At 74.6% G+C, this 25,688-nt stretch carries 26 protein-coding genes and 1 pseudogene; 13 read left to right on the forward strand and 14 right to left on the reverse strand.

The annotated features are described in order from the left end of the window. Window positions 1-65: 65 nt before the first annotated feature. Complete coding sequence (locus CLV35_RS07900) at window positions 66-1,544, forward strand: glutamate--cysteine ligase family protein (protein WP_121192880.1); 1,479 nt, start codon at window positions 66-68, stop codon at window positions 1,542-1,544. Between the two features lie 3 nt (window positions 1,545-1,547). Here the strand turns inward: CLV35_RS07900 and CLV35_RS07905 are convergent, their stop codons facing one another. Then, on the reverse strand, window positions 1,548-2,696 hold the full coding sequence (locus tag CLV35_RS07905; protein WP_121192881.1) for an SDR family oxidoreductase: 1,149 nt from the start codon (window positions 2,694-2,696) through the stop codon (window positions 1,548-1,550). 214 nt (window positions 2,697-2,910) lie between these two features. On the opposite strand from CLV35_RS07905, the gene CLV35_RS07910 reads away from it, so the two are divergent. Next, the gene (locus tag CLV35_RS07910; RefSeq protein ID WP_121192882.1) at window positions 2,911-3,531 is read left to right on the forward strand and encodes a LysE family translocator; all 621 of its coding nucleotides are present in this window, start codon (window positions 2,911-2,913) and stop codon (window positions 3,529-3,531) included. Between the two features lie 6 nt (window positions 3,532-3,537). On the opposite strand, the gene CLV35_RS07915 is transcribed toward CLV35_RS07910, so the two are convergent. Both CLV35_RS07915 and CLV35_RS07920 read right to left on the reverse strand, forming a co-directional pair. Further along, the gene (locus tag CLV35_RS07915) at window positions 3,538-4,644 is read right to left on the reverse strand and encodes an MFS transporter (RefSeq protein WP_407938191.1); all 1,107 of its coding nucleotides are present in this window, start codon (window positions 4,642-4,644) and stop codon (window positions 3,538-3,540) included. Between the two features lie 59 nt (window positions 4,645-4,703). Then, window positions 4,704-5,468, reverse strand: coding sequence for an SDR family NAD(P)-dependent oxidoreductase (locus tag CLV35_RS07920; protein WP_121192884.1), 765 nt, complete (start codon window positions 5,466-5,468; stop codon window positions 4,704-4,706). 83 nt (window positions 5,469-5,551) lie between these two features. Between CLV35_RS07920 and CLV35_RS07925 the strand changes: the two genes are divergently transcribed. The 3 genes from CLV35_RS07925 to CLV35_RS07935 all read left to right on the forward strand — a co-directional run bounded on the left by CLV35_RS07925 (window position 5,552) and on the right by CLV35_RS07935 (window position 8,561). Beyond that, complete coding sequence (locus CLV35_RS07925) at window positions 5,552-6,652, forward strand: spore photoproduct lyase family protein (protein ID WP_121192885.1); 1,101 nt, start codon at window positions 5,552-5,554, stop codon at window positions 6,650-6,652. 62 nt (window positions 6,653-6,714) lie between these two features. Then, complete coding sequence (locus tag CLV35_RS07930) at window positions 6,715-7,938, forward strand: MFS transporter (protein WP_407938197.1); 1,224 nt, start codon at window positions 6,715-6,717, stop codon at window positions 7,936-7,938. Then, window positions 7,935-8,561, forward strand: coding sequence for an NADPH-dependent F420 reductase (locus CLV35_RS07935; RefSeq protein ID WP_121192886.1), 627 nt, complete (start codon window positions 7,935-7,937; stop codon window positions 8,559-8,561). Before CLV35_RS07930 ends, CLV35_RS07935 begins: the two co-directional genes overlap by 4 nt. Before the next feature lie 9 nt (window positions 8,562-8,570). On the opposite strand, the gene CLV35_RS07940 is transcribed toward CLV35_RS07935, so the two are convergent. Next, entirely contained in the window at window positions 8,571-9,629 is a 1,059-nt protein-coding gene (locus CLV35_RS07940; protein WP_121192887.1) for an Rv2578c family radical SAM protein, read from the reverse strand. A 61-nt stretch (window positions 9,630-9,690) separates the two neighbouring features. On the opposite strand from CLV35_RS07940, the pseudogene CLV35_RS07945 reads away from it, so the two are divergent. The 6 genes and pseudogenes from CLV35_RS07945 to CLV35_RS07970 all read left to right on the forward strand — a co-directional run bounded on the left by CLV35_RS07945 (window position 9,691) and on the right by CLV35_RS07970 (window position 14,749). Then, a pseudogene (locus CLV35_RS07945) lies at window positions 9,691-10,295 on the forward strand (DUF7711 family protein). Window positions 10,296-10,510: 215 nt separating this feature from the next. Further along, window positions 10,511-11,083, forward strand: a complete 573-nt coding sequence (locus CLV35_RS07950; RefSeq protein ID WP_121192889.1) for a hypothetical protein — start codon at window positions 10,511-10,513, stop codon at window positions 11,081-11,083. Window positions 11,084-11,118: 35 nt separating this feature from the next. Then, complete coding sequence (locus CLV35_RS07955) at window positions 11,119-11,277, forward strand: putative motility protein (RefSeq protein WP_121192890.1); 159 nt, start codon at window positions 11,119-11,121, stop codon at window positions 11,275-11,277. Between the two features lie 60 nt (window positions 11,278-11,337). Further along, window positions 11,338-12,951, forward strand: a complete 1,614-nt coding sequence (locus CLV35_RS07960; protein ID WP_121192891.1) for a methyl-accepting chemotaxis protein — start codon at window positions 11,338-11,340, stop codon at window positions 12,949-12,951. 37 nt (window positions 12,952-12,988) lie between these two features. Beyond that, window positions 12,989-13,957: an SDR family oxidoreductase gene (locus tag CLV35_RS07965; RefSeq protein ID WP_121192892.1), complete on the forward strand. Its 969-nt coding sequence runs from the start codon at window positions 12,989-12,991 to the stop codon at window positions 13,955-13,957. A 24-nt stretch (window positions 13,958-13,981) separates the two neighbouring features. Continuing rightward, window positions 13,982-14,749 (forward strand): SDR family NAD(P)-dependent oxidoreductase, encoded by a 768-nt coding sequence (locus CLV35_RS07970; protein WP_231121591.1) that lies wholly within the window; start codon window positions 13,982-13,984, stop codon window positions 14,747-14,749. A 12-nt stretch (window positions 14,750-14,761) separates the two neighbouring features. On the opposite strand, the gene CLV35_RS07975 is transcribed toward CLV35_RS07970, so the two are convergent. Beyond that, the gene (locus tag CLV35_RS07975; protein ID WP_121192894.1) at window positions 14,762-15,766 is read right to left on the reverse strand and encodes a sulfotransferase domain-containing protein; all 1,005 of its coding nucleotides are present in this window, start codon (window positions 15,764-15,766) and stop codon (window positions 14,762-14,764) included. 91 nt (window positions 15,767-15,857) lie between these two features. Here CLV35_RS07975 and CLV35_RS07980 point away from each other — a divergent pair, with 91 nt between their 5' ends. Further along, complete coding sequence (locus CLV35_RS07980; protein ID WP_121192895.1) at window positions 15,858-16,760, forward strand: hypothetical protein; 903 nt, start codon at window positions 15,858-15,860, stop codon at window positions 16,758-16,760. A gap of 9 nt (window positions 16,761-16,769) precedes the next feature. Here CLV35_RS07980 and CLV35_RS20770 read toward each other — a convergent pair whose 3' ends face one another. From CLV35_RS20770 to CLV35_RS08020, 9 genes are all read right to left on the reverse strand, one after another. Then, on the reverse strand, window positions 16,770-19,691 hold the full coding sequence (locus CLV35_RS20770; RefSeq protein WP_121192896.1) for a helix-turn-helix transcriptional regulator: 2,922 nt from the start codon (window positions 19,689-19,691) through the stop codon (window positions 16,770-16,772). 39 nt (window positions 19,692-19,730) lie between these two features. After that, entirely contained in the window at window positions 19,731-20,258 is a 528-nt protein-coding gene (locus CLV35_RS07990; protein WP_121192897.1) for a Rieske (2Fe-2S) protein, read from the reverse strand. A gap of 65 nt (window positions 20,259-20,323) precedes the next feature. Further along, window positions 20,324-21,427, reverse strand: a complete 1,104-nt coding sequence (locus tag CLV35_RS07995) for a threonine aldolase family protein (protein WP_121192898.1) — start codon at window positions 21,425-21,427, stop codon at window positions 20,324-20,326. Continuing rightward, a complete protein-coding gene (locus tag CLV35_RS08000; RefSeq protein ID WP_121192899.1) occupies window positions 21,424-22,101 on the reverse strand; it encodes an SDR family NAD(P)-dependent oxidoreductase in 678 nt (225 codons plus the stop codon). The genes CLV35_RS07995 and CLV35_RS08000 overlap by 4 nt, the downstream gene beginning before the upstream one ends. Beyond that, a complete protein-coding gene (locus CLV35_RS08005; protein WP_231121592.1) occupies window positions 22,098-23,450 on the reverse strand; it encodes a DUF6421 family protein in 1,353 nt (450 codons plus the stop codon). The genes CLV35_RS08000 and CLV35_RS08005 overlap by 4 nt, the downstream gene beginning before the upstream one ends. A 92-nt stretch (window positions 23,451-23,542) precedes the next feature. After that, window positions 23,543-23,947, reverse strand: coding sequence for a PPOX class F420-dependent oxidoreductase (locus CLV35_RS08010; RefSeq protein WP_121192900.1), 405 nt, complete (start codon window positions 23,945-23,947; stop codon window positions 23,543-23,545). Window positions 23,948-24,038: 91 nt separating this feature from the next. Next, window positions 24,039-24,191 carry a hypothetical protein gene (locus CLV35_RS19990; RefSeq protein WP_183061866.1) on the reverse strand — a complete coding sequence of 51 codons (153 nt, stop codon included), beginning with the start codon at window positions 24,189-24,191 and terminating at the stop codon, window positions 24,039-24,041. A gap of 68 nt (window positions 24,192-24,259) precedes the next feature. Next, the gene (locus CLV35_RS08015) at window positions 24,260-24,658 is read right to left on the reverse strand and encodes a hypothetical protein (protein ID WP_121192901.1); all 399 of its coding nucleotides are present in this window, start codon (window positions 24,656-24,658) and stop codon (window positions 24,260-24,262) included. A gap of 188 nt (window positions 24,659-24,846) precedes the next feature. Continuing rightward, the gene (locus tag CLV35_RS08020) at window positions 24,847-25,128 is read right to left on the reverse strand and encodes a hypothetical protein (RefSeq protein WP_121192902.1); all 282 of its coding nucleotides are present in this window, start codon (window positions 25,126-25,128) and stop codon (window positions 24,847-24,849) included. A 143-nt stretch (window positions 25,129-25,271) separates the two neighbouring features. Here CLV35_RS08020 and CLV35_RS08025 point away from each other — a divergent pair, with 143 nt between their 5' ends. Then, a complete protein-coding gene (locus CLV35_RS08025; protein ID WP_121192903.1) occupies window positions 25,272-25,685 on the forward strand; it encodes an SRPBCC family protein in 414 nt (137 codons plus the stop codon). Window positions 25,686-25,688: the final 3 nt, after the last annotated feature.

Below are 25,688 nucleotides of genomic sequence, written 5' to 3' on the forward strand. Positions count from 1 at the left end.
CGCCGGAGCAGCGGCGCGGACCGGCTCCGGGGGTTGAAGATCACCCACCGGGGGACCGTGCAGTCGTGGGAAAGCCCGTCGAGCAGCGCGAGTTCACCCGGGACGACCGTCGCAGGTACCGCGAGAAGGTCCACCGCGACCTCGACGCGCTCGCCCGCATGCTCGCCGAGGACCGCTTCGCCGACGAGTCGCCGATGACCGGCCTGGAGGTCGAGCTCAACCTCGTCGACGCGCAGGGCGACCCGGCGATGCGCAACGCGCAGGTCCTCGAGAGCATCGCCGACCCCGCGTTCCAGACCGAGCTCGGCCGCTTCACGATCGAGGTCAACGTCCCGCCCCAGGTGCTCGGCGGCCGCAGCGCCGAGCAGCTGGAGGGCGCACTGCGTACGACCCTCGACTCCGCCGACTCGCGCGCGGAGGCGGTGCAGGCCCGCATCCTGATGGTGGGCGTCCTGCCGACGCTGCGCGAGCAGGACGTCAGCTCGGCCTCGATCTCCGACGACTCGCGCTACGCGCTGCTCGACGAGCAGATCCTCACCGCCCGCGGCGAGGACATCTCGCTGGCGATCTCCGGGCGCGAGCAGGTGTCGACCCTCGCCGACTCCATCGCCCCCGAGGCAGCCTGCACCAGCACCCAGCTGCACCAGCAGCTGCGGCCGGAGCACTTCGCGGCCGCGTGGAACGCCTCGCAGGCGGTGTCGGGGGTGCAGCTGGCCGTCGGGGCGAACTCGCCGTACCTCTTCGGGCGCCAGCTGTGGCAGGAGACCCGCATCGCGCTGTTCCAGCAGGCGACCGACACCCGCAGCGAGGAGCTCAAGGCGCAGGGCGTGCGCCCGCGGGTGTGGTTCGGCGAGCGGTGGGTCACCTCGATCTTCGACCTGTTCGAGGAGAACGTGCGCTACTTCCCGGCGCTGCTGCCGGTGTGCTCCGACGAGGACCCGCTCGCGGTGCTCGAGGCGGGCGGCGCCCCCGAGCTCTCGGAGCTCGCGCTGCTCAACGGCACGATCTACCGCTGGAACCGCCCGATCTACGACGTCACCGACGGCTCGCCGCACCTGCGCGTCGAGAACCGCGTCCTGCCGGCCGGGCCCACCGTCCTCGACACGCTCGCCAACGCGCTCTTCTACTACGGCGTGACCCGCGTGCTCGCCGAGGAGGAGCGCCCGGTGTGGTCGCGGCTGCCCTTCGGCGTGGCAGAGGACAACTTCCTGCGCGGCGCACGCGACGGCATCGAGGCCAGCGTGACCTGGCCCGGCATGGGCCGGCTGCGCGCGACCGACCTCGTGCTGCGGCACCTGCTGCCACTGGCCCATGAAGGACTGGCGAGGTACGGCGTGGACCCGGATCTGCGCGACCGCTACCTCGGCGTGGTGGAGGGCCGCTGCGCCGCCCGACGCAACGCCGCGTCGTGGCAGGTGGCGCAGACGACGCTGCTCGAGTCGCGGCACGGCATGGACCGGGCGTCGGCGCTGCGGGCGATGACGGGCACCTACCGCGAGCTCATGCACACCAACGACCCGGTCCACACCTGGCCGGTCGGCTGAGGCTCAGCCGGCGGTGACCGTCGACGACAGGGGTACGCGCGGGCCGGGAACCGTCGCGCCGTAGCCCTTCTGCGTCAGCAGGAAGTGCTCGACGTGCGCGGCGATGTCGGCCCGGGTGAACGCCACGTCGGAGGACCCCTCGCCGCACACCGCGTCGGCGTGAGTGCGGTCGAACTCCTTGGTGGTGCGCATGTAGCTCGAGTAGAACGTGATCGCCTCGTCGAAGGCCACGTCCATCGCGTTGAGGCCGTCGCGCGAGCGGGCCCAGGTCGCCCGCGGCATGCCGAGCAGCTCGTGGATGACGGCCACGACCAGCGCGACGCTGGGAGCCTGGGCGTTGGTCAGGTGGAAGTAGCGCTCAGCGCTCTGCGACAGCCCGATGGTGACGGCGTTGCGCGCGACGGTGTCGACCGGCACCAGGTTGAGCTGCGCGAGCGGCTCGGCGACGACGGTCAGCGGCGTGCGTCGCGGGTCGACGCCGTAGCGGCGACCCGCCGTCTGGCGCAGGAACAGCGCGAGGCGGGCGAAGCCGTACATCCCCGAGAAGCTCGTCGCGTGCAGCGTGGCGGAGTGGCCGACCACGATGCTCGGGCGCATCACGCGCACGTGCATGCCGGTCTCGGCGGTGACCAGCCGCTCGCCGAGGATCTTGCTCTCCTCGTAGCAGTTGTTGGCGGCCTCGAGACCCGGCGCCTCGCCCTCCAGCACCCGCCCGCTCGCGCGACCGGCGACGTAGGCGGTGCTGACGTGGTTGAACACCGCCGCGCCTGAGGCGCGGGCCAGGTCGAGCACGTGCCGGGTGCCCTCGACGTTCTGCTGGAGGATCTCGTCGCGGTAGTGCTCCTCGTAGCGCAGCGACGCGGCGCAGTGCCAGACCTGCTCGACCTGGGGGAGCGCGGAGACGACGCCGCACCCCTCCTCGCTGATGTCGCCCCACACCGGGACGACCCGGTCGGCGAGGGCGGGCAGCAGGTCGGCGCGGCCGTAGCCCACCGCGCTCTCGGACAGCGAGGCGAGCAGGCGCTGCCGGGCGGAGGTGGCGTCCGCGCCGCGCACGAGGCAGTAGAGCTCGTCGTCCGTGCGCTCGAGCAGCTCGAGCGCGACGGCACCGCCGACGAGGCCCGTCGTCCCGGTGAGCAGGTGGCGTGGCATGGGTCTCCCTCAGTAGCGGTGCGTAGGGGGCGGTGCGGCGGTGCACCTGCGTCGTCGTCGCCACATGCGCAGCGAGTGGTCAGAACGTAACGCCGAGGTGAGCGTTGCGTAGCGGAGCGGCCCGAAGATCCCCCGTGCACACCCCGGAAATGACCCAGAGTGACTAGGTACGACCACGCCGCCACGGCGGACCTCGCGTGGGAGACTGAGCGGCGTGACGGCGTCCCTGGTCTCGTTCTCCCTCGCCGCGGCGCTGATCGTCCTGCTGCCCGGCCCCGACACCCTCGTGGTCCTGCGCAACCTCGTACGCGGTGGCCGCCGTACCGCGACCCTGACCGTGCTCGGGGTGCTGAGCGGGCTCGTCGTGTGGGTCGGCGCCGCCGCCCTCGGCCTGGCTGCGGTGCTGCACGCGAGCGAGGCCGCCTACACCGTGCTGCGGATCGTCGGCGCGATCTACCTCGTCTGGATCGGGGTGCAGTCGCTGCGCTCGCGCGGCAGCGTCCCCGACGTCGAGGACGCCCTGCCCGAGCGGCGCGGCCTGCTCGGCCGGGGCTACGGCGCGGGGCTGGCCACCGACCTGCTCAACCCGAAGGTCGGCGTCTTCTTCGTGACGTTCCTGCCGGGCTTCGTGCCCGACGGCCGGCCGGTCGGCCCGGTGTCGCTGCTGCTCGGCGCGGTCTTCGTGCTCGAGACGGCGTTCTACTTCGCCCTGCTCCTGCTGCTCGCCGGCCGCATCACCGGCTGGCTCGCCGACTCGCGCACCAGGCGGCGCATGGACCGCCTCACCGGGCTGGTGCTGGTGGGGTTCGGAGCGCGCCTGGCGGCCGAGGGCTGAGCCGCGTCAGTCCAGCGCTGCGGCCGAGCCGAGGACCAGGAGCGCCAGCGCGGTCAGCGCGGCGCAGGCGACGAACACGAAGCTGTAGCCGAGGCTGGTCGCCGAGCCGAGGGCCAGGACGGGCCCGGAGCCGATCGCGCCGAGCCGCCGGGTGTTGGCGTAGAGGCCTGAGGCGACCCCCGGCCGGGGGATGACGCGCTGGAACAGCGAGAGCCCCACGCCGGCGACCGCGGCGACGAACCAGGCGTTCAGGGCCTGGCCGGACACCAGCAGCCACGGTCCGTGGACGGCCGCCATGAGCGAGTAGTAGGCGGCGCCCGCCACGCACCCGCTGGCGATGAGCGCGATGTCGCTGAACCGCGTACCGAGCCGGCCGATCAGGAGCAGCGCGGGGATCTCGAGGGCTGCTGCGACCGACAGCGCCACCCCGGCCCACACCACGTCGAGGTCGAGCCGACGGGTGACGAACAGCGTCATGACCGACACGGCCGCGCTGTTCGTCGCCTGGAGCACGACGAAGGCGCTGACGACCAGTGCCACTGCAGACCTGCGCATCGCCCGGCCCTCGTCGAGCGGCGCCGGCGGGTCGTCACCCCGGCGCGCGGCGCGGGCGCGCCGCGACATCATCGCGGCGGTGGTCGCGACGTTGAGCACGCTGACCGCGGCGATCACGAGCAGCAGCGCCCGGGCACCGAACCCGCTGATGACCAGGCTGGCGAGCGGTGGCCCCGCCACCCAGGCGAAGGAGAAGATCGCCCGCGTGTCGACGATGTCGACCCGGCTGGCTCCCGAGTGCCGCAGGTGCGCGTAGAGCAGCGACACCCCGACACCAGCGGGACCACCGAGGACCACCAGGGCCACGACGGCCACGCCGAGAGACGACGAGAGCGCCAGCAGCAGCGCGAGCAGCAGGGTCAGCAGTCCGGCCACGAGCATGGGCCCGAGGTAGTCACGGCGCCGGTCGGCCAGGGCGGGGACGACCAGCGAGGCGACGAAGCCGCTGGCGTTGTAGACCGCGAGGACGCCGCCGACGCCCGCGGCCGACAGGTCGTAGAGCGAGACGAGCAGCAGCGCGAGGGCGGGGCTCAGCAGCGCCGACTGCAACCCCCACACGAGGGCGGCGGCCGGGACCAGTGCCCGCCCGCCCTGCGACGACAGTGCCGCCAGCGGGCTCAGTCCTGGGCCGTGCGGCGGTTGAGGTCGCGGGCGCTGGCCTGGTCGCGCGGCTGCAGGGTGATCGAGGCGACGGTGACGTGCGAGGGCCGGGTGACGGCCCAGGCGACCGCCTCGGCGATGTCGTCCGCGGTGAGGGGGGTGACGCCCTGGTAGACCGCCGACGCGCGCTCCTCGTCGCCACTGAAGCGCACCTTGGAGAAGTCCGTCTCGACCATGCCGGGCGCGACCTCGATCACCCGCACGGGCTCGCCGAGCAGCTCGACCCGCAGCGTGTCGGTGACCGCGACGGCGGCGTGCTTCACGGCGGTGTAGCCGCCACCGCCCGGGTAGGTCTGGTGGCCGGCGATGCTGGTCACGACGACGACGCGCCCGTCACCGGAGCTGCGCAGCGCGGGCAGGAAGGCGCGCACGGTGCGGGCGACGCCGAGCACGTTGGCGTCGTACATCCAGCGCCACTGCTCCTCGTCGAACTCCGCCACCGGGTCGAGCCCGAGCGCGCCGCCCGCGTTGGCGACCACGACGTCGACGGTGTCGAGCCCCGCGGCGAACTCCTCGACCGAGGCGGTGTCGGTGACGTCGAGGCGGCGGGCCTGCGTCGAGACGCCGTGCGCCTCGGCGACCGCGGCGGCCACCTCGTCGAGCTGCTCGACCCGGCGGGCGCCCAGGACCAGGTCGAAGCCGGCCGCTCCGAGCGCGTGGGCGGTGGCCGCCCCGATGCCGCTGCTTGCTCCGGTCACGACGGCGAGGGGGGTGCGGGTCACGGTCCGGGAGCCTACCGAGGGCAGTGGCGCACCTCATGGCCCGGGAGCGGAGTGCGCAGGCCTCGCCGGTGGTTGACCAACCCATGACCCACGACTCGCTCGCGCCGGTCCGTCGCCGCACGGTCACGTGGACGCCCAAGCGGGCCTACGTGACCGCGTCGGCCTACGACGAGCCGCACGGCCGCGCGATCCTCGCGCGGCTGGAGGCCGCAGGCGTACCCGACATCGAGGTGCTGCGCGGCGACCGCCTGCCGAGCCTGCGCGGCGCGACCGAGCGCGAGACGTACGCGCGCGCCAAGTCGACGCTCGCCGTGGTCACCAGCGCGGCGACGGTCCGCAAGCCCGTCCCCATCCCGCCGAGCGCCGACTGGTCGTTCCCGCTCGCCCAGGGCTGCCCCGGCCACTGCCAGTACTGCTACCTCGCCGGCTCGCTGACCGGCCCGCCGGTGACCCGCGTCTACGCCGACCTGCCGCGCATCCTCGCGGGGCTCGACGAGGTCGTCGGCCACGGCGAGGTCACCAGCGGCACCGCCGAGCGCGGCCACGAGGGCACGACCTTCGAGGCCTCCTGCTACACCGACCCGCTCGCGATCGAGCACCTCACCGGCTCGCTCGCCGCGACGGTCGAGCACTTCGGCACCCACCAGTGGGCCGGCCCGGTGCAGCTGCGCCTGACCACGAAGTACGACGCGGTCGAGGGCCTGCTGGGCCTGGACCACCGCGGGCGCACGCGCATCCGCGCGTCGGTCAACGTCGCGGACGTCGAGCGCTTCGAGGGCGGCACCGCGCGGGTGGTGTCGAGGTACGCGGCGCTGCGCTCGCTCGCGCTCGCGGGCTACCCGGTCGGGCTGACGATCGCGCCGATCATGCCGGTCGAGGACTGGCGAGCGGCCTACGCGGGGCTGCTCGCGCAGGCGGCGGACGCGCTCGGCGACGTCCCGGGCCTCGACCTCACGGTCGAGTGCATCACCCACCGGTTCACGCCCAGGAGCCGCGAGGTCCAGCTGGAGTGGTACCCCCGCACGGCCCTCGACCTCGACCCCGCCGGACGCACGACCAAGCGGGGCAAGTTCGGCGCGGTCAAGCACGTCTACGACAAGGCCGTCATGTCCGAGCTGCGCGGCTGGTTCACCGGTGCAGTGGCCGAGCAGCTGCCCGCCGCGCGTCTGCTCTACTGGACGTGAGTCACGACGCGGTGGCGGCCCTGCCCGACTGCACCGAGGACCTTCCCGTGACGCTCGACGCCCTGCCCTCGACCCGACCGGCCGCCGCACCGACGAGCGGGCGTCGTCCCCGCGTCGGGCTCAGCCTCGCCGCGCTGGCGCTCGGCGGCTTCGGCATCGGCACCACCGAGTTCGCGACGATGGGCGTGCTGCCCGACATCGCATCCGGCACGGGGCAGTCGATCCCCACGGCCGGGCACCTCATCTCGGCCTACGCGCTCGGCGTGGTCGTCGGCGCCCCGCTCCTCGCGGTCGCCGGGGCGCGGCTGCCCCGCAAGGCGCTGCTCCTGCTGCTGATGACGGCGTTCGCCGCCGCCAACCTCGCATCCGCGCTCGCGCCCGGCTTCGGCACGCTGCTCGCGGCCCGCTTCCTCAGCGGCCTGCCCCACGGCGCCTACTTCGGCATCGCCTCGGTGGTGGCCGCCTCCCTGGTGGCGCCGCAGCGCCGCGGCTGGGCGGTCTCGATGATGATGCTCGGGCTGACCGTGGCCAACGTGCTCGGCGTTCCGGTGAGCACGCTGCTCGGACAGGGCCTCGGCTGGCGCTCGACCTTCGCCGTCGTCGCGGTCATCGGCGCACTGACCGTGGCGGCCGTCGCGCTGCTCGTGCCTCCGACGCCGCTCGAGCACGGTGCGAGCGCGGCGCGCGAGCTCGGCGCCCTCGGCCGGCTGCAGGTGTGGCTGACCCTGCTGGTCGGAGCCGTCGGCTTCGGCGGGTTCTTCGCGGTCTACAGCTACATCACCCCGACGCTGACCGACGTCACCGGCTACCGCGAGTCGGCGGTGCCCGTCGTGCTCGCCGTGTTCGGCATCGGCATGACGCTGGGCAACCTGCTCGGCGGCCGGCTGGCCGACTGGTCGGTCGACCGCTCGATCGCGGGCGGCCTGGTCGCCGTCGTCGTCGTGCTGGCGACCTTCCCCCTGACGGCGCGGTCGGTGGTCCCTGCAGCCGTGTCGGTGCTGCTGCTGGGCGCCACGGGCTCGGCGATGATCCCCGCGCTTCAGACGCGGCTGATGGACGTGGCCGGCGACGCCCAGTCGCTCGCCGCTGCGGCCAACCACTCGGCCCTCAACATCGCCAACGCGCTGGGCGCCTGGCTCGGCGGGGTGGTCATCGCCGCAGGGCACGGCTACACCTCGCCCGCCCTGGTGGGCGTCGGGCTGGCCCTCGGCGGCCTGCTCGTGCTCGGCGCTGCCGTCGCGCAGGCGGGACTAACCCGGCGGCCCGGCCGGTTGGCCCAGGCATGACGATCGCCATCCTCGGATCAGGCAAGATCGGCGGCACCCTCACGCGCCGCCTCCGCGCGCTCGGCCACGAGGTGGTCGTCGCCAACTCGCGCGGGCCGGCGAGCCTCGCCCAGCTCGCCGCGGAGACCGGAGCGGAGACGGCCACCGTCGCCGACGCCGTCTCGCGCGCCGACACCGTCGTGCTCGCGGTCCCGCTGAAGAACGTGCCCGACATCGCGTCGGGCGCCTACAGCGGTCGCGTCGTCATCGACGCCGACAACTACTACCCGGCTCGCGACGGCCAGATCGCCGAGCTCGACGCCGGCGACCTGACCTCGAGCGAGTGGACCGCGCGCCTGCTGCCCGGCGCCCGGGTCGTCAAGGCCTTCAACACCATCCGCTTCGACCACCTCGGCGAGCGCGGCCTGCCCGCCGGCGCCGAGGGCCGCATGGGCATCCCGGTCGCCGGAGACGACGCCGAGGCCAAGCAGCAGGTGCTCGACCTGGTCGAGCAGCTGGGATTCGACGCGGTCGACGCCGGCCCGCTCGCGGAGAGCTGGCGCCAGGAGGTCGGCGCCCCTGCCTACGGCGCCGTCGCCGGCCGCGACGAGCTGGCCCGCCTGCTCGCCTCCGCCACCCGCTGACCCGCCCGCTCACAGCAGTGGGAGCTGCTGCGCGGGCGGGGTACGCGGGAGCGCCGCCCGCTCGTGCCGTGCCGCCCGCTCGTGGCCGGTGCGCCAGGTCGTCGTGACCCGGCGGCCGACCCCGTGGCGGGCGGCCAGCTCACGGACCTGGGCGTTGATGCGGGCGGTGTAGTCCCTCGGCGCGTAGGAGCCGGCGGCGTACATCTCGCGGTAGCGCGGCACGAGGTCGGGGTGCGCCTCGGCCAGCCAGCGGAGGTACCACTCGCGCGCACCCGGCCGCAGGTGCAGCGCGAGCGGGGTGACGTAGTCGGCACCGGCCTCCGCGACGGCGGCGACGGTGGCCCCGAGCTGGGCGGGGGAGTCGCTGAGCCACGGAAGCACCGGAGCCATCAGCACGCCGCACGGGATGCCGGCCTCGCGCAGGGCGGCGACCGCCTCGAGCCGCCGGCTGGGCGGCGGCGTGCCGGGCTCGACGGTGCGCCACAGCTCGCGGTCGACGAAGCCGACCGACAGGGCGACCGAGACGTCGGTGACCTCGGCCGCCGAGCGCAGCACGTCGAGGTCGCGCAGCACCAGCGCGCTCTTGGTGAGGATCGAGAACGGGTTCCGCGCGTCGCGCAGCCGCTCGAGGACCTGGCGCGTGAGGCCGTAGCGGCCCTCGACCCGCTGGTAGGGGTCGGTGTTGGTGCCCAGCGCGACGTGCTCGCCGCGCCAGCTCGGCCTGCGCAGCTCGCGGGCGAGCACGTCGGCGACGTTGACCTTGACGACGACCTTGGAGTCGAAGTCGGCGCCCGAGTCGAGCTCGAGGTACTCGTGGGTCTTGCGGGCGAAGCAGTAGCGGCAGGCGTGGGAGCACCCGCGGTAGGGGTTGACGGTCCAGCGGAACGGCACCGCCGAGGCGGCCGGCACGGAGTTGAGCGCCGAGCGGGCGTGCACCTCGAAGAAGGTCATGCCGCGGAACTCAGGGGTGTCGAAGGTGCGCGTCACGGCTCCGACCGGCAGCAGGGCACCGTCGCCCGCTGCGTCCTCCACTGCTCCGGCGTCGACCCGCTGCGCGTCCCATCGCATGCGGTCCAGTAGAACACGTGTTCGAACGGTGCGCCAGCACCGCCACGGCAGGATGGGGACCATGAGACGCTCCCGCGCCCTGCACCACCTCGACGACCTCGTCGCCGCCGCCGGCCGGCTCGCCGCTCCCGGCAGCATCGTCAGCCTGCCGGTGCGCTCGCTCTGGGTCTCCGGCGCCCTGGCCGACGGTGCGGCCGAGCTCGAGGTCGTGCAGGTCGCCGTGGCGCTCGACATGCCCGCGGACGACCTGCCGCTGCACCTGGAGCCGGCAGGCGCTCAGCACTGGGCCAACGCGGCCGGGGTCGCCACGAAGCCGGTGACCCTGCTCTGGCGCTCGACCCGGGCGCCGCTCCGCACCGCTGGCTTGGAGCGACCCCTGCAGGTGTGGGACTCGGCCACCGGTCGCGTCGACGCTGCGCTCGACGCGCTCGCCGAAGGTGCGGCCGACGTGCTGCGCGAGGTGGAGCCGCCGGCCGAGCAGCTGCTCGCCGGCCTCGAGGCCGACCGCGACGTCAGCTGCGCGCGCTGCGGCGGGCCACCACCGCGTACTCCGAGCGCCGGTGGGCGCCGGGCCGCCTCGACCGCATCGCCGACCCGTTGTGGCAGGTGTCGCGCGGCTACCTCGAGCTGCTCGACGCCCTCGAAGGAGTTCGCGCACAGCGCTAAAGGGACCGGCCGGAACGCCCGAAGAGCAGGCTGAGGCACGGAAGGGCCCGGGGGAGCAGCGCAGCACCCCGACGCCGCGCCGGACCTCCTCGCGCTGCGCTACACCGTGACCGCCGGCCCCGGCTGCTCCCACGCGTCGGGGCCGGCGTGGTCCACGTCTGTGCGAGCCGGCAACCGAGCAGACCACGCCAAACCACATCCGTCGAGGAGATCCCGTGCGACGCCTGACCGCCGGCGTCGCGTGCGCCGCCCTCGCCCTGGTGCCCGGCACCTCCTCCGCCGCGCCCGTTCCTGCCGCCTCGGCCGTCTCGCGCGCCGCGCTCGTCCCGGTGACCACGGGCGGCTACGTGCCCTTGTTCCCCTACCCCGTGCCGCGCCTGACGCCGCCGCGCATCGGGTTCTCCTTCGGCTACGGCTACCGCCACCCCGAGCTGCCGCCCCGCGACTGCGACCCGCGCCTGCGTGGCGTGCCGCGCACGATCAAGCTGTCGGCGACGGCGACCAAGGGCGCGCTGAAGGTCTCGTTCTACTCGACGAACGACCCCGACATCACGAAGTTCCGCGTGACCGCGCGCAGCCAGACCCTGGTGGCCGGCAAGAACCCCTCGTCGACCTGGAAGACCGTCACGCCGCCCAAGGCGTGCCGCGTCATCACCGCGACGGTCAGCGGGCTCAAGAAGGGCACCTACTACGTGGTCTTCGTCGACGCCGTGATGGTCCGCCACCTCGGGCCGACCGCGACGATCGACCGGACGGTGGGCCGTACGGGTCTGCTCTCCTCGCTCTGACGAAGGTCCGGCCGCTGCCTGCCGATCAGGCTGGCATGGATGGAATCAGCTCGGTCGACGCCGCCCCCGGAGCCGCGCAGGTCGCGATGCTGCGCAAGGTCCTCGACGCCGGCAGCCAGAACATGGCCAATCTGCTCGAGGCGCTGCCGCAGCCGGTGCCGCCCACCGCTCGCCCTGGCGAGTACCTCGCCTGACCAGCACGGACGACCCACAACCACCCGGCACGACACACCAGGCACGATGAGGGACGAGCGATGAAGCACTCCGCACCGCGCTGGGGACGGCTGGTCGACGACCGGCCCGTCCGCACGAAGATCCTCGCCCCGGCGGTCATGGCGCTGCTCGCCATGGCGCTGGTCATGGGGGGCGCGATGACCGCCCTGTCGTCGGCGAACGCCAGCAGCGCGTCGCTCTACGACCGCTCCGCGCGGCCGCTCGGAGACCTCATCCGCGTGCGCGACGCTCTCGGCGACTCCCGGGTCGCGGTGGAGGGCTTCCTGCTCACCGACCAGGGCGCCAAGGCGCAGGCGCAGAAGGACGTGCAGGACGCGGACGCCGCACTGGACTCGGCGCTGGCCGACTACACCGCCCACGCGTCGCTGCAGGGCAAGCGCGCGACCCTGCTGGCGCAGACGAAGCAGGGCATCGCGGCCTGGCGCCAGGTGCGCGACACCCGCGTCCTCGCCGCCTCGGCGCGCGGTGACGAGGGCGTCGCGACGACCGCGCTGCACGGCCCGCTGGCAGAGGCGAACAAGGCCTTCGCCGGCCCGCTCGACGAGCTCGCCGCCTCCGAGCAGCAGGTCGCCGCAGCGCGTGCCGCCTCGGCGCACCGGAGCGCCGGCCACGCCCGGCTCATGGTCCTGCTCATCGGCGGGCTCGGCGCGCTCCTCGCGCTCGCCGCCGCGCTCTACGTCGCCCGTCGGGTCCTGCTGCCGCTGCGTCGGGTCGTCGACGTCCTCGCCGCCACTGCCGACGGTGACCTCACCCGCCTGGCCGACGTGACCTCGCGCGACGAGATCGGCCAGATGGCCGCCTCGCTCGACCGGTCCACACGAGCCACCGCTGCCACGGTGGAGGCGATGCACCAGAGCGCTGCCCGGCTCGCCGCCACGAGCGCCCAGCTGGGCGGGGTCGCCACGCGCATCGCGGACGCGGCCACGAGCACGACCGCGCAGAGCCAGGCCGCCACCGCAGCCGTCGAGGAGGTGTCGGGCAGCGTCTCGGCCGTCGCCGCCGGCGCCGGCGAGATGGCCAGCGCCATCGACTCGATCGCGCAGAACGCCGGCCGCGCCATGCAGGTCGCCGCCTCGGCGGTCGACGCCGCCGCGCGCACGTCCGAGACGGTCCACCGGCTCGGGCAGAGCTCGGCGCAGATCGGCGACGTCATCAAGGTCATCACCTCGATCGCCGGGCAGACGAACCTGCTGGCCCTCAATGCGACCATCGAGGCGGCCCGGGCCGGCGAGGCCGGCCGCGGGTTCGCCATCGTGGCCGGCGAGGTCAAGGACCTGGCGCTGGAGACGGCGCGGGCCACCGAGGACATCGCCCGGCGCGTGCAGGCGATCCAGGAGGACACCTCCAGCGCCGTCGAGGCCATCTCCGAGATCAACGCGGTCATCGGCGAGATCAACGGCTACCAGGCCACCATCGCGGCCGCGGTGCAGGAGCAGGCGGCCACCACCGAGGCCATGGACGGCTCGGCCGGCCGCGCCGCGAGCAGCACCACCCGCATCGGCGAGACCATCGCCGCCGTGGAGCAGGGCGCCGACGCCACGAGCGCCGCCGCGACCGAGAGCCAGGCCGCGGCCTCCGCCCTCACCGAGGTCAGCGACGAGCTCACCGGCCTGGTGGCGCGCTTCCGCACCTGAGCCGGGCCCGGGCGGCCCTCGGCAGTAGGGTCGCCCGATGCAGATCCTGGTGCTGGGCGGCACGTCCTTCGTCGGCCGCGCCCTCGTCGAGGCCGCCCTGTCGGCGGGCCACTCGGTCACCTTGTTCAACCGGGGCCGCACCGAGCCGGGTCTCTTCCCCGGCGTGCCGCGCCTGGTGGGCGACCGCGAGACCGGCGACTACGCCGCGCTGGCCGACGGCTCGTGCTGGGACGCGGTGGTGGACGTGTCGGCCTACGTGCCCAGGCACGTCGCGCAGGCCCTCGACGCGCTCGAGGGCCGCACCGGCCGCTACCTGTTCGTGTCGACCGGCTCCACCTACGACCGTCGCCGGGCGAAGCCCGGCCTCGACGAGACCTCGCCCCGGCTGGCGCCCGAGCGCAGCACCGAGGTCGTGGACGACACGACGTACGGTCCGCTCAAGGTCGCGTGCGAGGACGACGTCCTCGCCCGGCTCGGCGACCGGGCGACGATCGTGCGACCGGGCGTCGTCGCCGGCCCTGGCGACCCGACCGACCGCTTCACCTGGTGGGTGCGCCGCGCCGCCCGCGGCGGCGCCGTGGCCCTGCCGGGCCGCCCCGACCAGCCTGTGCAGGTCGTCGACTCGCGCGACCTGGCGGCGCTGATGCTCCGGCTGCTCGAGGACGACCGCCCAGGCACGTTCAACGCCGTCGGTCCCGCCCAGCCGGTAGACCTGCGCGGGCTGGTCGAGGCCTGCGCGCGGGCGGCGGGCACGCAGGTCGAGGTCGTCCCGGTGCCGCAGGACGCCGTCCACCCCGGCCTGCCGCTGGTGCACGTCGACCCGTCCTACGACGTGATGTCGACGCGCAGCGCCGCCCGGGCGCGCGCGGTCGGGCTGCCCTCGACGCCGCTCGAGCGGACCGCTGCCGACGTCCTCGCCTGGGACCGCGAGCGCGGCGAGCCGCCGCTCGCCGTGGAGCTCGACCCGGCGCGCGAGGCCGAGCTGGTGGCCGCCGCCCGCGACTGAACCCCTGCCGCTACCGTGCCGGGCGTGGACTTCCCGAGCTTCGACCTGACCGGACGCACCGCCCTCGTCACCGCCGCCGGCCGCGGCCTGGGGCGCGCGTGCGCCCTGGCCCTGGCCCACGCGGGCGCCGACGTCGCCCTGGGGCTGCGCGACGCCACGACCGGCGGCGACCTCGTCGCCGAGATCGAGGCGCTCGGGCGCCAGGCCCACGCGGTGCAGATGGACATGACCGACCTCGACCAGGTGCGCGCCGGTGTCGACGAGGCCGCCCGTCGCCTGGGACGCCTCGACATCCTCGTCAACAACGCCGGCATCGCCCCGGTCAACCTCGCCGAGGCGGTCACCGAGGCCGACTTCGACCGGACCCTGCAGGTCAACCTCAAGGGCACGTTCTTCGCCAGCCAGGCCGCGTTCGCCCACATGCGCGAGGCGGGCTACGGCCGCATCGTCATGATGGGCTCGCAGGCCGGCACCGTCGCCCTGCCCACCGAGTCGGTCTACTGCATGACCAAGGCGGCCGTCTCCCACCTGGCGTCGTGCCTCGCGGTGGAGTGGGGCGCGCACGGTGTCACCGTCAACTGCGTCGCGCCGACCTTCATCCGCACGCCCGGCACCGAGCCCGCGCTCTCGGACCCGGAGTTCGAGGCCGACGTGGTCGAGCGCATCGCGGCCCTGCACCGGATCGGCGAGCCGATGGAGGTGGCCGGGGCGGTCGTCTACCTCGCCTCGCCGGCCGCGTCGCTCGTGACCGGCCACACCCTGTTCGTCGACGGCGGCTGGACGGTGCGCTGACCGCTCGGTCGCTCAGCCGGTGGGGCGGTCGATGCTCTCGAAGGCCGTCCCGAAGCGCCGCTGCACCGCCAACGGCTCCCGGCCGGTGCCGTTGCGCGGGTCGCGCCAGTGCGCGACCGAGATGCCGGTGAGGCGCTCGAAGAGCGCGATGTCGTCCTCGAACCACGGGATCAGCCGCTCGCGCTCCTCGGGGGTCAGCGGCGTACGCCGTTGCTGCTCGCGCTGCAGCAGCCGGGCGAGCCGACCGGTCGCCGCAGCGGCCGCGCCGGCCAGCGGCCCGGGCAGGTGCGGGGCGGCGGTGGAGGCACGGCGTACGGCTGCAGCCAGCGCGCGGTTCACGGACGACGAGCTGACCTGCGCGGTCACGTTGGCGCTGGGCAGTGCGGTGACGACGCCGGTCTCGACGCCGAGGAAGGCCGTGACCCTGTCGAGCGTCTCGGCGGGCCGCTCGCGCAGGTCGCGGTAGACGAGCACCAGGACCTGCTCGCGCGGGAAGACCGACCAGAGGTGCTCGAGGTGCGAGCCGTAGAGACCCAGCTCGAGGTAGCGCCAGAAGAGCCCCCAGCCCTCGGCCTTGCGGCGCGGCTCCTCGGCGCAGGCGTCGAGGAAGCTGGGGACGGGCTCGAGGCCGGCGGTGCGCAGGTGCGTCCAGTTGGAGTGTGCCCGGTCGACCGGGTCGCGCACGACCGCGACGAGCTTGGCGTGCGGCACGAGCGCCGCCATCCGGTCGTGCGCCTCGTGGTCGCCGAGGTAGAGCGTCGTCGACTCGCCGCGCAGGGTGCCGGACGGGGCCTCGTCGAACAGCGCCTCGTAGTCCGAGCGCCGCCAGACGTAGCCCGCGTAGGTGGCCGCGTCGCCCGGTCCGCCGCGCTGCTGCGGCGGGGAGCCGTCGGCGTTGAAGAACTTGGGCTCCTTGTTGCGCGACAGGAAGAGCTGCGGGTGCGTGTCGAGCGCGACGTGCAGCGCGGTGGTGCCGCACTTCGGCGCACCGACGATGACGAAGTCGGGCAGGGCCACGGCGCCTCCTCCGCTCGAGCCGGTGAAGTGGACCGTAGCGGTAGACAAGGCGGCGGACAACTCGGGCACGGCTTCTGACAGGATCGCGGCCATGCTCCGCCTGCCCACGCTGACCGACGCCGTGACCGTCGTGCGCCCGCCCTCGCCAGGCCCCGGGTCGTGGGCGGGCGGTCCCAGCGCGGTGGTGCACGAGGGGGAGGTGCACCTGGCCTACCGGCTGCGCCGCCCGGTCGGCGAGGGCCGCGGCTACCGCAACGTCGTCGCCCGCTCGCGCGACGGCGTGCAGCTCGAGACGGTCGCCGTCCTCGAGCGCGACGCGTTCGGCGGCGAGTCGCTCGAGCGGCCCTGCCTCGTGCGCACCCCGGACGGGCGCTGGCGGCTCTACGTCAGCGTCGCGACCCCCGGCACCAAGCACTGGCGGGTCGACCTGTTGGAGGCCGGCACGGTCGAGGAGCTGGCGACGGCACCGCACCGCACGGTCCTGCCCGGCAGCGACGAGGTCGCGGTCAAGGACCCGGTCGTGCTGCACCACGCCGGGCGCTGGCACCTCTGGGCCTCGGTGCACCCGCTCGAGAGCTGGGACGACGCCGACCGGATGACCACCGACTACGCCACCAGCGACGACGGCGTCGACTGGACGTGGCACGGCACGGTGCTCGCCGGCCGGGCGGGGGAGTGGGACGCGCGCGGCGTACGCGTCAGCTCGGTCGCCCTCGACGGCGACCGGCTCGTGGCGACCTACGACGGCCGGGCGACGGCCGCGCAGAACTGGGAGGAGGTCACCGGCACCGCCACCGGGGAGCTCGGCAGTGACGGGACCTTCGGCAGGCTGCACGCGAGCACGGAGCCACCGCTGCGGTCGGACTCGCCGACCGGCGGCCTGCGCTACCTCGCCCGCGTCGAGGTGCCCGAGGGTCTTCGGTGGTACTACGAGGTCACCACAGCCACCGGCTCGCACGAGCTGCGCACGGAACTCGTCGGCCCGTCGAGCTGACCCCGGTGGTCAGCGCTGGTCTGCGGGCACAGGGGTGACCAGGCCGCGCCGCTGCGCGATGACGACCGCCTCGGTGCGGCCGGCCGCGTGCAGCTTGGCCAGCACGTTGGAGACGTGCACGCTCACCGTCTTGGGGCTGATGAACAGCAGCGTGCTGATGTCGCGGTTGCTCCGGCCCTGCGCCAACAGCTGGAGCACCTCGAGCTCGCGGGGCGTCAGCTGCTGCTCGCCGCCCGCGGGCGGTGCAGGAGCGCCCAGCTCGGCCAGTTCGGCGAGCAGCGGCGCAGCTCCCAGGGCGGAGGCGACCCGCCGAGAGAGGACCAGCTCGTGCTCGGCCTCCGCGGTCCGGCCGGCGGCGCGCAGGGCGGCAGCGAGACGCGTACGGCTGCGGGCCGTCTCGTAGACGTGCCCGGAGCGCTCGAAGCCGGCGACCGCAGCCGTCCACGCGTCCACCAGCTGCTCGCGTTCGACGCCCTCGTCGCCGGCCAGCCGGCGCAGCCGCAGGTGCTCGGCGCGCACCCGCGCCTGCCACGCGAGGAGCTCCGGACCGTGGCGCGAGGCCCGCTCCGCAGCGCGCTCGGCAGCCTCCACCAGCGGGGCGGCCTTCTCGAGCAGGTCGCCGCGCTCGGCGGCGTCGGAGCGGGCGGCGGCCGACGCGTACTGGCCGAGCAGGAGACCGCCGAAGCGGACGCGTGCGCCGAACTCCTCGCCGCCCCACAGCACCGCGATGCGGTGGACGGCGTCGCGGTGGACAGCCTCGGCGACGTCGAGCCGCCCGGCACCGCCGTAGAGGTCGATCCCCGCGCTCGCGCAGTTGACCGCGAGCAGGCCGTCGCGCTCCCACCAGGTCTGGAGAGCGGGGAGCCGGTCGAACGGCTGCTCGCCCCGACCGACCTGCACCAGCAGCGCGGCGCCCTCCAGCTCGGCCCGCGGCATCGGCGGTGCGTCGGTGCCCTCGGTCTCCAGCGCGACCAGCGCGGCGTCCCACTGGCCCAAGGCGTAGCGCACGAGGCCGGACATCAGCCGGACCTCCAGCGCGTAGGCCGCCCAAGGCCGTCGCACGGCGACCGCCCTCGCCACACCCCGGTCGTAGACCACCCGCGCCTCCTCCATGCGCCCGGCCTCGTAGAGCACCGTGCCCAGGTTGAAGGTGCTGCGCATCTCGGCCAGCAGGTCGCCGGCCGCTGCTGCGTCGGACACGCTGAGCCTGAGCGCGTCCTCGGTGGCGTCGGCCGTCGCGTAGGAGCCCAGCCTCGCCAGTGTCGTCGTGGCGTCGGCGAGCACGGCGGGCAGGTCGAGCCGGCGTGCGAGCTCGGCGGCCTCCTGGGCGATGAGCACCGCCGCCGCGTCCTCGTCGGCCGCCGCGGTGGCACGGGCCTGCACCGCCAGCAGCTTGGCCCGCAGCTCGCCGGGCACCTGTGCCGGCTCCAGCGCCAGGGCGTCGGTGACCTCGCGCAGGCGGGGAGCGCCATCGTCGACCAGCAGCGCGGTCGCAGCCACCGCGTGCAGCAGCTCGGCGCGCAAGCGGGGGTCCACGTCGTCGGGCAGCGAGGCGAGCTGCTCCTCGACGAGGGCGAGGCCCCGGTGCAGGAGCCCGGCCGCGACCGCCGCCTCGGAGGCGCGCACCACCAGCGGCACCACCTCGTCGACCGGTGCGCTGCCCGGCCCGCCCTGGGCCAGCAGCTCGAGCACGTTCTCGAAGTGGCGGGCCGCCTCGGCGGGGCCACCGGCGGCGAGGGCCTCCTCGCCCGCGGCCTTGCTGGCCGCGATGGCGACGGGTACGTCTGACGCCGCGCGGGCGTGCCGGGCGAGCTCGGCCGCCGTCCGGTCCACGGCTCCGCTGGACAAGACCTCGACGTACCTCCGGTGCCAGCGCACTCTCTCGCCGGGCAGCAGGTCGTCGTAGACCGCCTCCGCGAGCAGCGCGTGCCGGAACGCGTAGCCGTCGTGCCCCACCGGCACGAGCACGTTGCGGTCGACCGCGGCACGCACCGCCTCGTCGAACTCCGGACCCTCCGGCCCGGCCACCGCCGCCAGGAGCGGGTGGCTCACCTGTCGGCCCGCGACCGACATGGCGCGCAGCAGCGTGCGCGCGGAGTCCGGCAGCGAGTCGAGGTGCAGCAGCAGCAGGTCGGCGAGGTCGGCCGAGAGCACCTGCTCGCCCCGGCGGGCGGCGGCGACCAGCTCCTCGGTGTAGAACGCGTTGCCCTCGGCGCGCTCGACGATGCCCGACACGACGTCGTCGGGGAGGCGGTCGGGCTCGAGCTCGAGGACCAGCCGGCGCACGTCGGTGCTGGGCAGCGGGCGCAGCGGCAGCCGGGTGACGCCGGGCAGCCGGGCCCAGCCGGCCGCGTCCGCCCGCAGCGGGTGGCGCCGGTGCAGGTCGTCGGTGCGGTAGGTCACCAGCAGGGCGGCGCGCGGGCCGGGTGAGCGGCTCAGCAGGTAGCCGAGCAGCTCGCGGGTGGAGGCGTCGGCCCAGTGCACGTCCTCGACGACCACGAGGAGGGGGCGGTCGCGGGCTGCCCGCTCCAGGGCGGCGGCGATCGCCTCGAAGACGGCGCCGCGCGAGTCGGGTCCGGCGGCCCGCCGACCGGGCAGCACGCGCGCGAGCGCCGGGTGCTCCTCCTGCACCGCGTCGAGCAGCCCCGGCAGCTCGGCAGCCAGCCGGCCCAGCGCCTCGGTGAAGGGCAGGTAGGGCAGCGCGTCGCCGCCGGAGTCGAGGCAGTGCCCCGCGACCACGAGCCAGCCGGCCGCCCTGGCCCGCGCCGCGGCCTCCGTGCAGAGCCGGGTCTTGCCGACGCCGGCGTCGCCCGCCAGCAGCACGGCGCGTCCCGGCACGGCCGGGTCGCCCACGCCCAGCGCGCCCAGCAGGGCGGTCAGCTCGTCGGCGCGCCCGACCAGCGCGGTCGTCGGCGCGACGGCAGGCTGCATGCGCCCATCTTGCCGGGTCGGGCCTCCGCCTCGCTCGGGTCAGCCGGCGACGACCTGCCCGTCGACCACGTGGACCGCTACCTCGGCGAGCGGACGCGGCGCCGGACCGCTGAGGTTCTTGCCCGTGGCGGCGTCGTAGACCGAGCCGTGGCAGGGGCAGTTGAAGGTCTTGCCGCCCGGGGCGACCGTGCAGCCCATGTGCGTGCAGATCGCCGAGAAGGCGACCACGGTGCCCGCCGTCGGCTGCGAGAGCAGGATCGGCTTGCCGTCGGGGCCCTTCGCCGACACCGAGCCGCCCACCGGGATGTCGCTGACGTTGCCCAGGGCCGCAGCCGAGCCGCTGGCGGCCGGACCGCCCGTCGCCGACGCGTCGGCCGAGCCGGCCGGGCTGCTGGGCACTGCGGACGCCGCGTCGGCGGGCGCCGCGGCCGCACCCCGGTCGCCGCTGCTGCTGCCGCCGCAAGCCGCCAGGGCCAGCAGCCCTGCACCGCCGCCGGCGACCGCGAGGAAGGTGCGGCGGTCAGGGACGGGCGCGCTCTCGCGCGGCTGCGGTCGCTCGCTGGTCATCGGGTTCTCCCTGCGTCGGCGGGTCTCTCTGACCCACCGGCATACGGCCCGCCGGCCCGTCGCGTTCAGCGCGACGCGTAGGCCTCCAGCTCGTCGCGCACGGCGGAGGAGAACGCGTCGATGTCGGCCTCGGTCGTGTCGAAGGTCGTCATCCAGCGGACCTCGCCGGTCGCCTCGTCCCAGACGTAGAAGCGGAAGCGCTCCTGCAGCCGCTGGGTCACCTCGGCGGGCAGCACGGCGAAGACCGCGTTGGCCTGCACCGGCCGCACCACCTGCAGGCCGGGGAGGCCGGACACCGCCTCGGCGAGCCGGGTGGCCATCGCGTTGGCGTGCGAGGCGTTGCGCAGCCACAGGTCGCCGCTGAGCAGCGCGTCGAACTGCGCGGAGATGAAGCGCATCTTGGAGGCCAGCTGCATGGCGGACTTGCGCACCCACAGCATGCCCGGGACGGCCGCCGGGTCGAGGACGACGACGACCTCGCCCATCATCAGCCCGTTCTTGGTGCCCCCGAACGACACGATGTCGACCCCGACCTCGGAGGTGAAGGCCGCGAAGTCGACGCCCAGACCGGCGGCCGCGTTGGAGATGCGGGCGCCGTCGAGGTGGACGCGCATGCCCTTGGAGTGGGCGTGCGCGCAGATCGCGGCGATCTCGTCGACGGTGTAGCGGGTGCCGAGCTCGGTGGTCTGCGTGATGGAGACGACCTGCGGCTGGGCGCGGTGCTCGTCGTCGAAGCCGCGCGCCTCGATGTCGATGAGCTCGGGGGTCAGCTTGCCGTCGGGCGTCGGCACGGTCAGCAGCTTGAGCCCGCCGACCTTCTCGGGCGCGCCGGACTCGTCGACGTGGATGTGGGCGCTGGCCGCGCAGACGACCGAGGCCCACCGGTCGGTGAGCGCCTGCAGCGAGACGACGTTGGCCCCGGTGCCGTTGAACACCGGGAACACCTCGGCGCGCGGGCCGAAGTGCCCGCGGAAGACGTCCTGCAGGTGGGCGGTGTAGACGTCGCCGCCGTAGGAGGTCTGGTGCCCGCCGTTGGCCGCCGCGATCGCCTCGAGCACCTCCGGGTGCACGCCGGAGTAGTTGTCGCTGGCGAACCCCCGCGACCCGGGGTCGTGGCGCCGCACGGGCGAGGAGGCGGGCGAGCTGGTGGCGAGCAGGTCGGTGGTCACCGGGCCAAGATAATGCGCGAGCCGTTGAGCTCGGCGGCGTCGGTGTCCCAGAGCCTGGCGACGGAGTCGGCCAGCTCGTCGACGTCGGTGGACCCGGCGTAGGAGGCGTCGGGCCGCTCCTGCCGCATCGCCTCGGTGACCAGGGCCTTCACGACCAGCACCGCCGCAGCAGCCCGCTGCGGGGTGGGATCGGCCTTGCGGCCGGACTGGCTGCGCCGGAAGGAGTCGGCGAGCGCGAACGTCCAGGCCTCGGCGGCCGCCTTCGCCGACGCGTACGCTGCGCCGCCCGCCGTCGGCGACGTCACGGCCGTCGCCGACACGATCGCGAACCGGGCGGCCGGGCTCGCGACGAGCGCGTCGTGGAACGCGAGGCTGACGTGCTGCAGCGTGCGGACGAGCTGGCCGTGGAGCCACTCGGCGTCGGCGGTGCTCGCGTCGGTGAAGGTCTTCGCGCCGCGCCACCCGCCGACCAGGTGGACGACTCCGTCGACCCGGCCGTGCTCCCGCTCGACCCAGCGGGCCCACTCCCGGGTCGCGGCCTCGTCGAGGAGGTCGACCGTGCGGCGGTCAGCTGCGACGACGTTGGCACCACTGCGTACCAGTCGTCGGACGACGGCCTGGCCGGCGCCGCCGCCGGCGCCGGTCACCACGACGACCGAGTCGGACAGGCTCACGCGCGGATGCCGGCGGTCGACTCGATCACGGGCCCGATCTTCTTCGACAGCGCCTCGAAGAACATGCTGAGCGGGAACTCGTCGGCCATCACCGCGTTGGTGAGCTCCTTGGGCGGCCCGTCGAGCGGCAGGGCGGCGCGGCCCTGCGCCCAGCGGGACGCGGGGTGCGGCTCGACGTAGGTCGTGACGAGGTCGTAGGCGGCCAGCCAGTGCGAGACCTTGGGCCGGTCGATGCTGCGCCAGTAGAGGTCCTCGATCTGCTCGAGCAGCGCGATCACCACCTCCGGCAGCGCCTCCCAGTCGATGCTGAGCCGGCTGTCGGTCCAGTTGAGGACGCGGCGCCGGTGCAGGAACGCGAACAGGAGCTGGCCGCCGAGCCCGTCGTAGTTGCGCACCCGCGACCCGGCGAGCGGGAAGCGCAGGCCGCGGTCGAGGACGATGGCGTACTGCGCGAGCCGGGCTCCCGCGACGCCCTCGCGCTCGAGCTCGACGGCCGCGCGGAACGCGGTGAGGTCGCAGCGCAGCTCCTCGAGCGCGTAGAGCCAGAAGGGCATGCGCTGCTTGATCATGAACGGGTCGAACGGCAGGTCGCCGCGCATGTGGGTGCGGTCGTGGATGACGTCCCAGAGCACGAAGGTCTCCTGGGCGAGCTGCTGGTCGGCGAGCAGCGCGGCGGCGTCGTCGGGCAGCTCGAGCCGGGTCGTCTCGACCGCGGCGGAGATGACCCGCCGGAAGCGGGCGGCCTCGCGGTCGCAGAAGATCGCGCCCCACGTGAAGCGGGGGATCTCGCGCACGCTCACGGTCTCGGGGAAGAGCACGGCGGAGTTGGTGTCGTAGCCCGCGGTGAAGTCGACGAACGTGACGGGCACGAACATCGGGTTGCCGTAGCGGGTGGTCTCGAGCTCGGCGACCCAGCTGGGCCAGAACACCCGCACCAGCAGCGCCTCGAGGTGGCGGTCGGGGTTGCCGTTCTGGGTGTACATGGGGAAGACGACGAGGTGCTCGACGCCGTCGTCGCGGGCGCTCTCGGGGTGGAAGGCCAGCAGCGAGTCGAGGAAGTCGGGCTTGCCCAGGCCCTCGTCGGACCACCGGCGCAGGTCCGCCACCAGCGCCGTGAGGTAGTCGGCGTCGTGCGGGTAGGCCGGCGCCAGCTCCTCGACCGACGCGACCACGCGCGCGACCAGCGCCTGCGCCGCGGCGAGGTCGTGGGCGGCGGCGTCGACCGAGCCGTCGGGGGACAGCGACGGGCGCAGCTGCTCCACCGCGTCCTTGAGCGCCAGCCACGCCGGCGTTCCTGCCGTCGCGCGCTCGGCGCCTGCCACCAACCCGGGCATCTCGGACAGCGTCATGGGCTGTCTCCTCCTCGTGACACGGGCGCAGGATCTCTGCGCGCTGGACGAGGCCGACTCTAGTGCCGGAGGACGCCCCGGGCGATCAACGTCTAGGACCGCGCAGCGGCGCCCCAGCCGTGGAAGCGGTCGACCTCGATCCAGGCGCTGACGCGTCCGCGGTCGCGGTTGGGGTAGTCGCCGCCGCCGTAGTGGCGCGAGAGGCGGTCGATGTCGGAGAGGTCGGTGTCGTCGCGGAGCTCGACGACCCGGCCCTGCAGGCTGACGTGGGTGTACCAGTCGTCCTTCGCCAGCGCGGTCAGGCTCACCCGCGGGTCGGCCCGCAGGTAGTCCAGGCGCTTGCGGCCCTCGTCCATGTTGACGAGGATGCGGTCGCCGTCGAGGAGGTACCAGGTCGCCACCGACACCGGGGCGCCGTCGGGACGCAGCGTCGTGATGACGGCGGGGTTCGGCTGCGCCAGCAGCGCTCGCAGGTCGTCGGGCAGGGCGGTGCTCACGGGTGCTCCTCGGGCGCGGGGTCTTCGTACGCGGCACACCGTACGCCGGTCGTCCTGCCGCTGTGCCGCGGCAGGACGACCGGCTGCGCGACTAGTCGCCGACCTCGGGGCGGACCGTCGGCTCCGCGCCGTCGTGCTTGGCGCGACGGGCGTCGTAGACGAAGCTGAGGGCGGGCACGACGAACATCGCGCACACGATGGCGAGCATCCCGAGGACGCCCCACCAGTCCATCTGTGAGCTCATGGGCTCTGTCTCCTCGCGCAGTGCGGGCAGGGGGAGCCCCGGTGCAGGCGGGAGTGCCCCACGCAGGGCTAGGCGCAGAGCGGGAGCAGCGGAGGCCCGCGGGCCGGCGCGGTGTCCGACCGCGGGGCGAGCGGCGCGGCGCAGGCACCGAGGAACCGGCGCCGCCGGGCGGCGAGCACCACGGTCCACGCGAGCGGCAGCAGCGCGGCCGCGGCGGGGCCGGTGGGCAGCTCGTGGCGGGCGACGGCACGGCCGGCGCGGGCAGGCAGCTGGGGAAGGACCGAGAGCACCGCGCCGAGCGCATCAGGTGCGGCCCGGACCTCCGTCAGCGCGGCGGTCGCGGACCCGGCGGGAGCGGTCGGGCCGACCTGCGGCGCTGCCGCGGCGCCGGAGAGCACCAGGCCCAGCAGGAGGAGCAGCGTACGCAGCCGGCGCGCCACCTGCGCGCCACGGACCGTGCTCCCCATCGCTCCAGGGTATCCGGGGCGACGAGGGCGCAGGGCCCGCGAGCAGTGCCGTCGGGGGAATCGAACCTCCCGCTGCACCCATGCTCGACTGCCACGCTCAGGGAACGTCGTCTTTCGGCGGTCTCCCACCAGCGCATCCAGGGACGGCGCTTCATTCAACCCCTGATGGGTCGCGGGCATTCCGCCGGTCAGGGCCTCGGGTAGCCGTCGCCGAGCCGGGTCGGCGGCCGGAAGCCCACCTGGGCGCTGACGGGCAGCGTCGTCGGCGGCTGCACGACGGAGGCGGTCGGGCCCGGCCGCGGCCCCTCGCCACCTCTCTGCACGACCGGGTCAGCGGGCGAGACCGCGACCAGCCCCGCCGCCACGACGACGGCCGCCACCAGCTGGGTCGGCCGGGGGAGCGCCAGCCGGGGCAGCGTCGGCAGGACGGTCAGCGCGGAGGGGGACAGGTGCAGCGGCGTGGCGTTCATGGCGGCTTCCTCGGGCGGTCTCGGTGTCTCGTGCCGACCCTGCTCCGTCCTGCTTGCGAACCACCTGTAGCCGGATTGGGGACCACTTGGAACGGCCCGCAAGACACTCGCGCCGAGGCCCTGCCCTGCACCATGCTGGGTCCATGAGCACCGCGAGCGGCGGCTCCCGCCACCTCACCGTCCGGGTCGAGCGCAGCGCGGCGGAGGTCTACGCGTACGCGTGCGACCCCGCGCACCTGCCCGAGTGGGCGGCGGGCCTCGCCACCACCCTCGAGCGCCACGGGGACCAGTGGGTCGTCCGGATGCCCGACGGCGAGGCGGTGCTCGAGATGGGGCCGCCCAACGAGCTGGGGGTCCTCGACCACTGGGTGACTACGCCCGACGGGCACCGGCACTACAACCCGATGCGGGTGCTCGCCCTCGACGACGGCTGCGAGGTCGTCTTCTCCCTGCGGCCCACGCCCGGCATGACCGACGCCGAGCTCGAGCGCGACGCCGCCACGGTGCAGGCCGACCTCGAGCGCCTCCGCGACCGGGTGCAAGCGCCCGCCGGGTGACGC

This window comes from Motilibacter peucedani (assembly GCF_003634695.1).
Classification (GTDB): Bacteria; Actinomycetota; Actinomycetes; order Motilibacterales; family Motilibacteraceae; genus Motilibacter; species Motilibacter peucedani.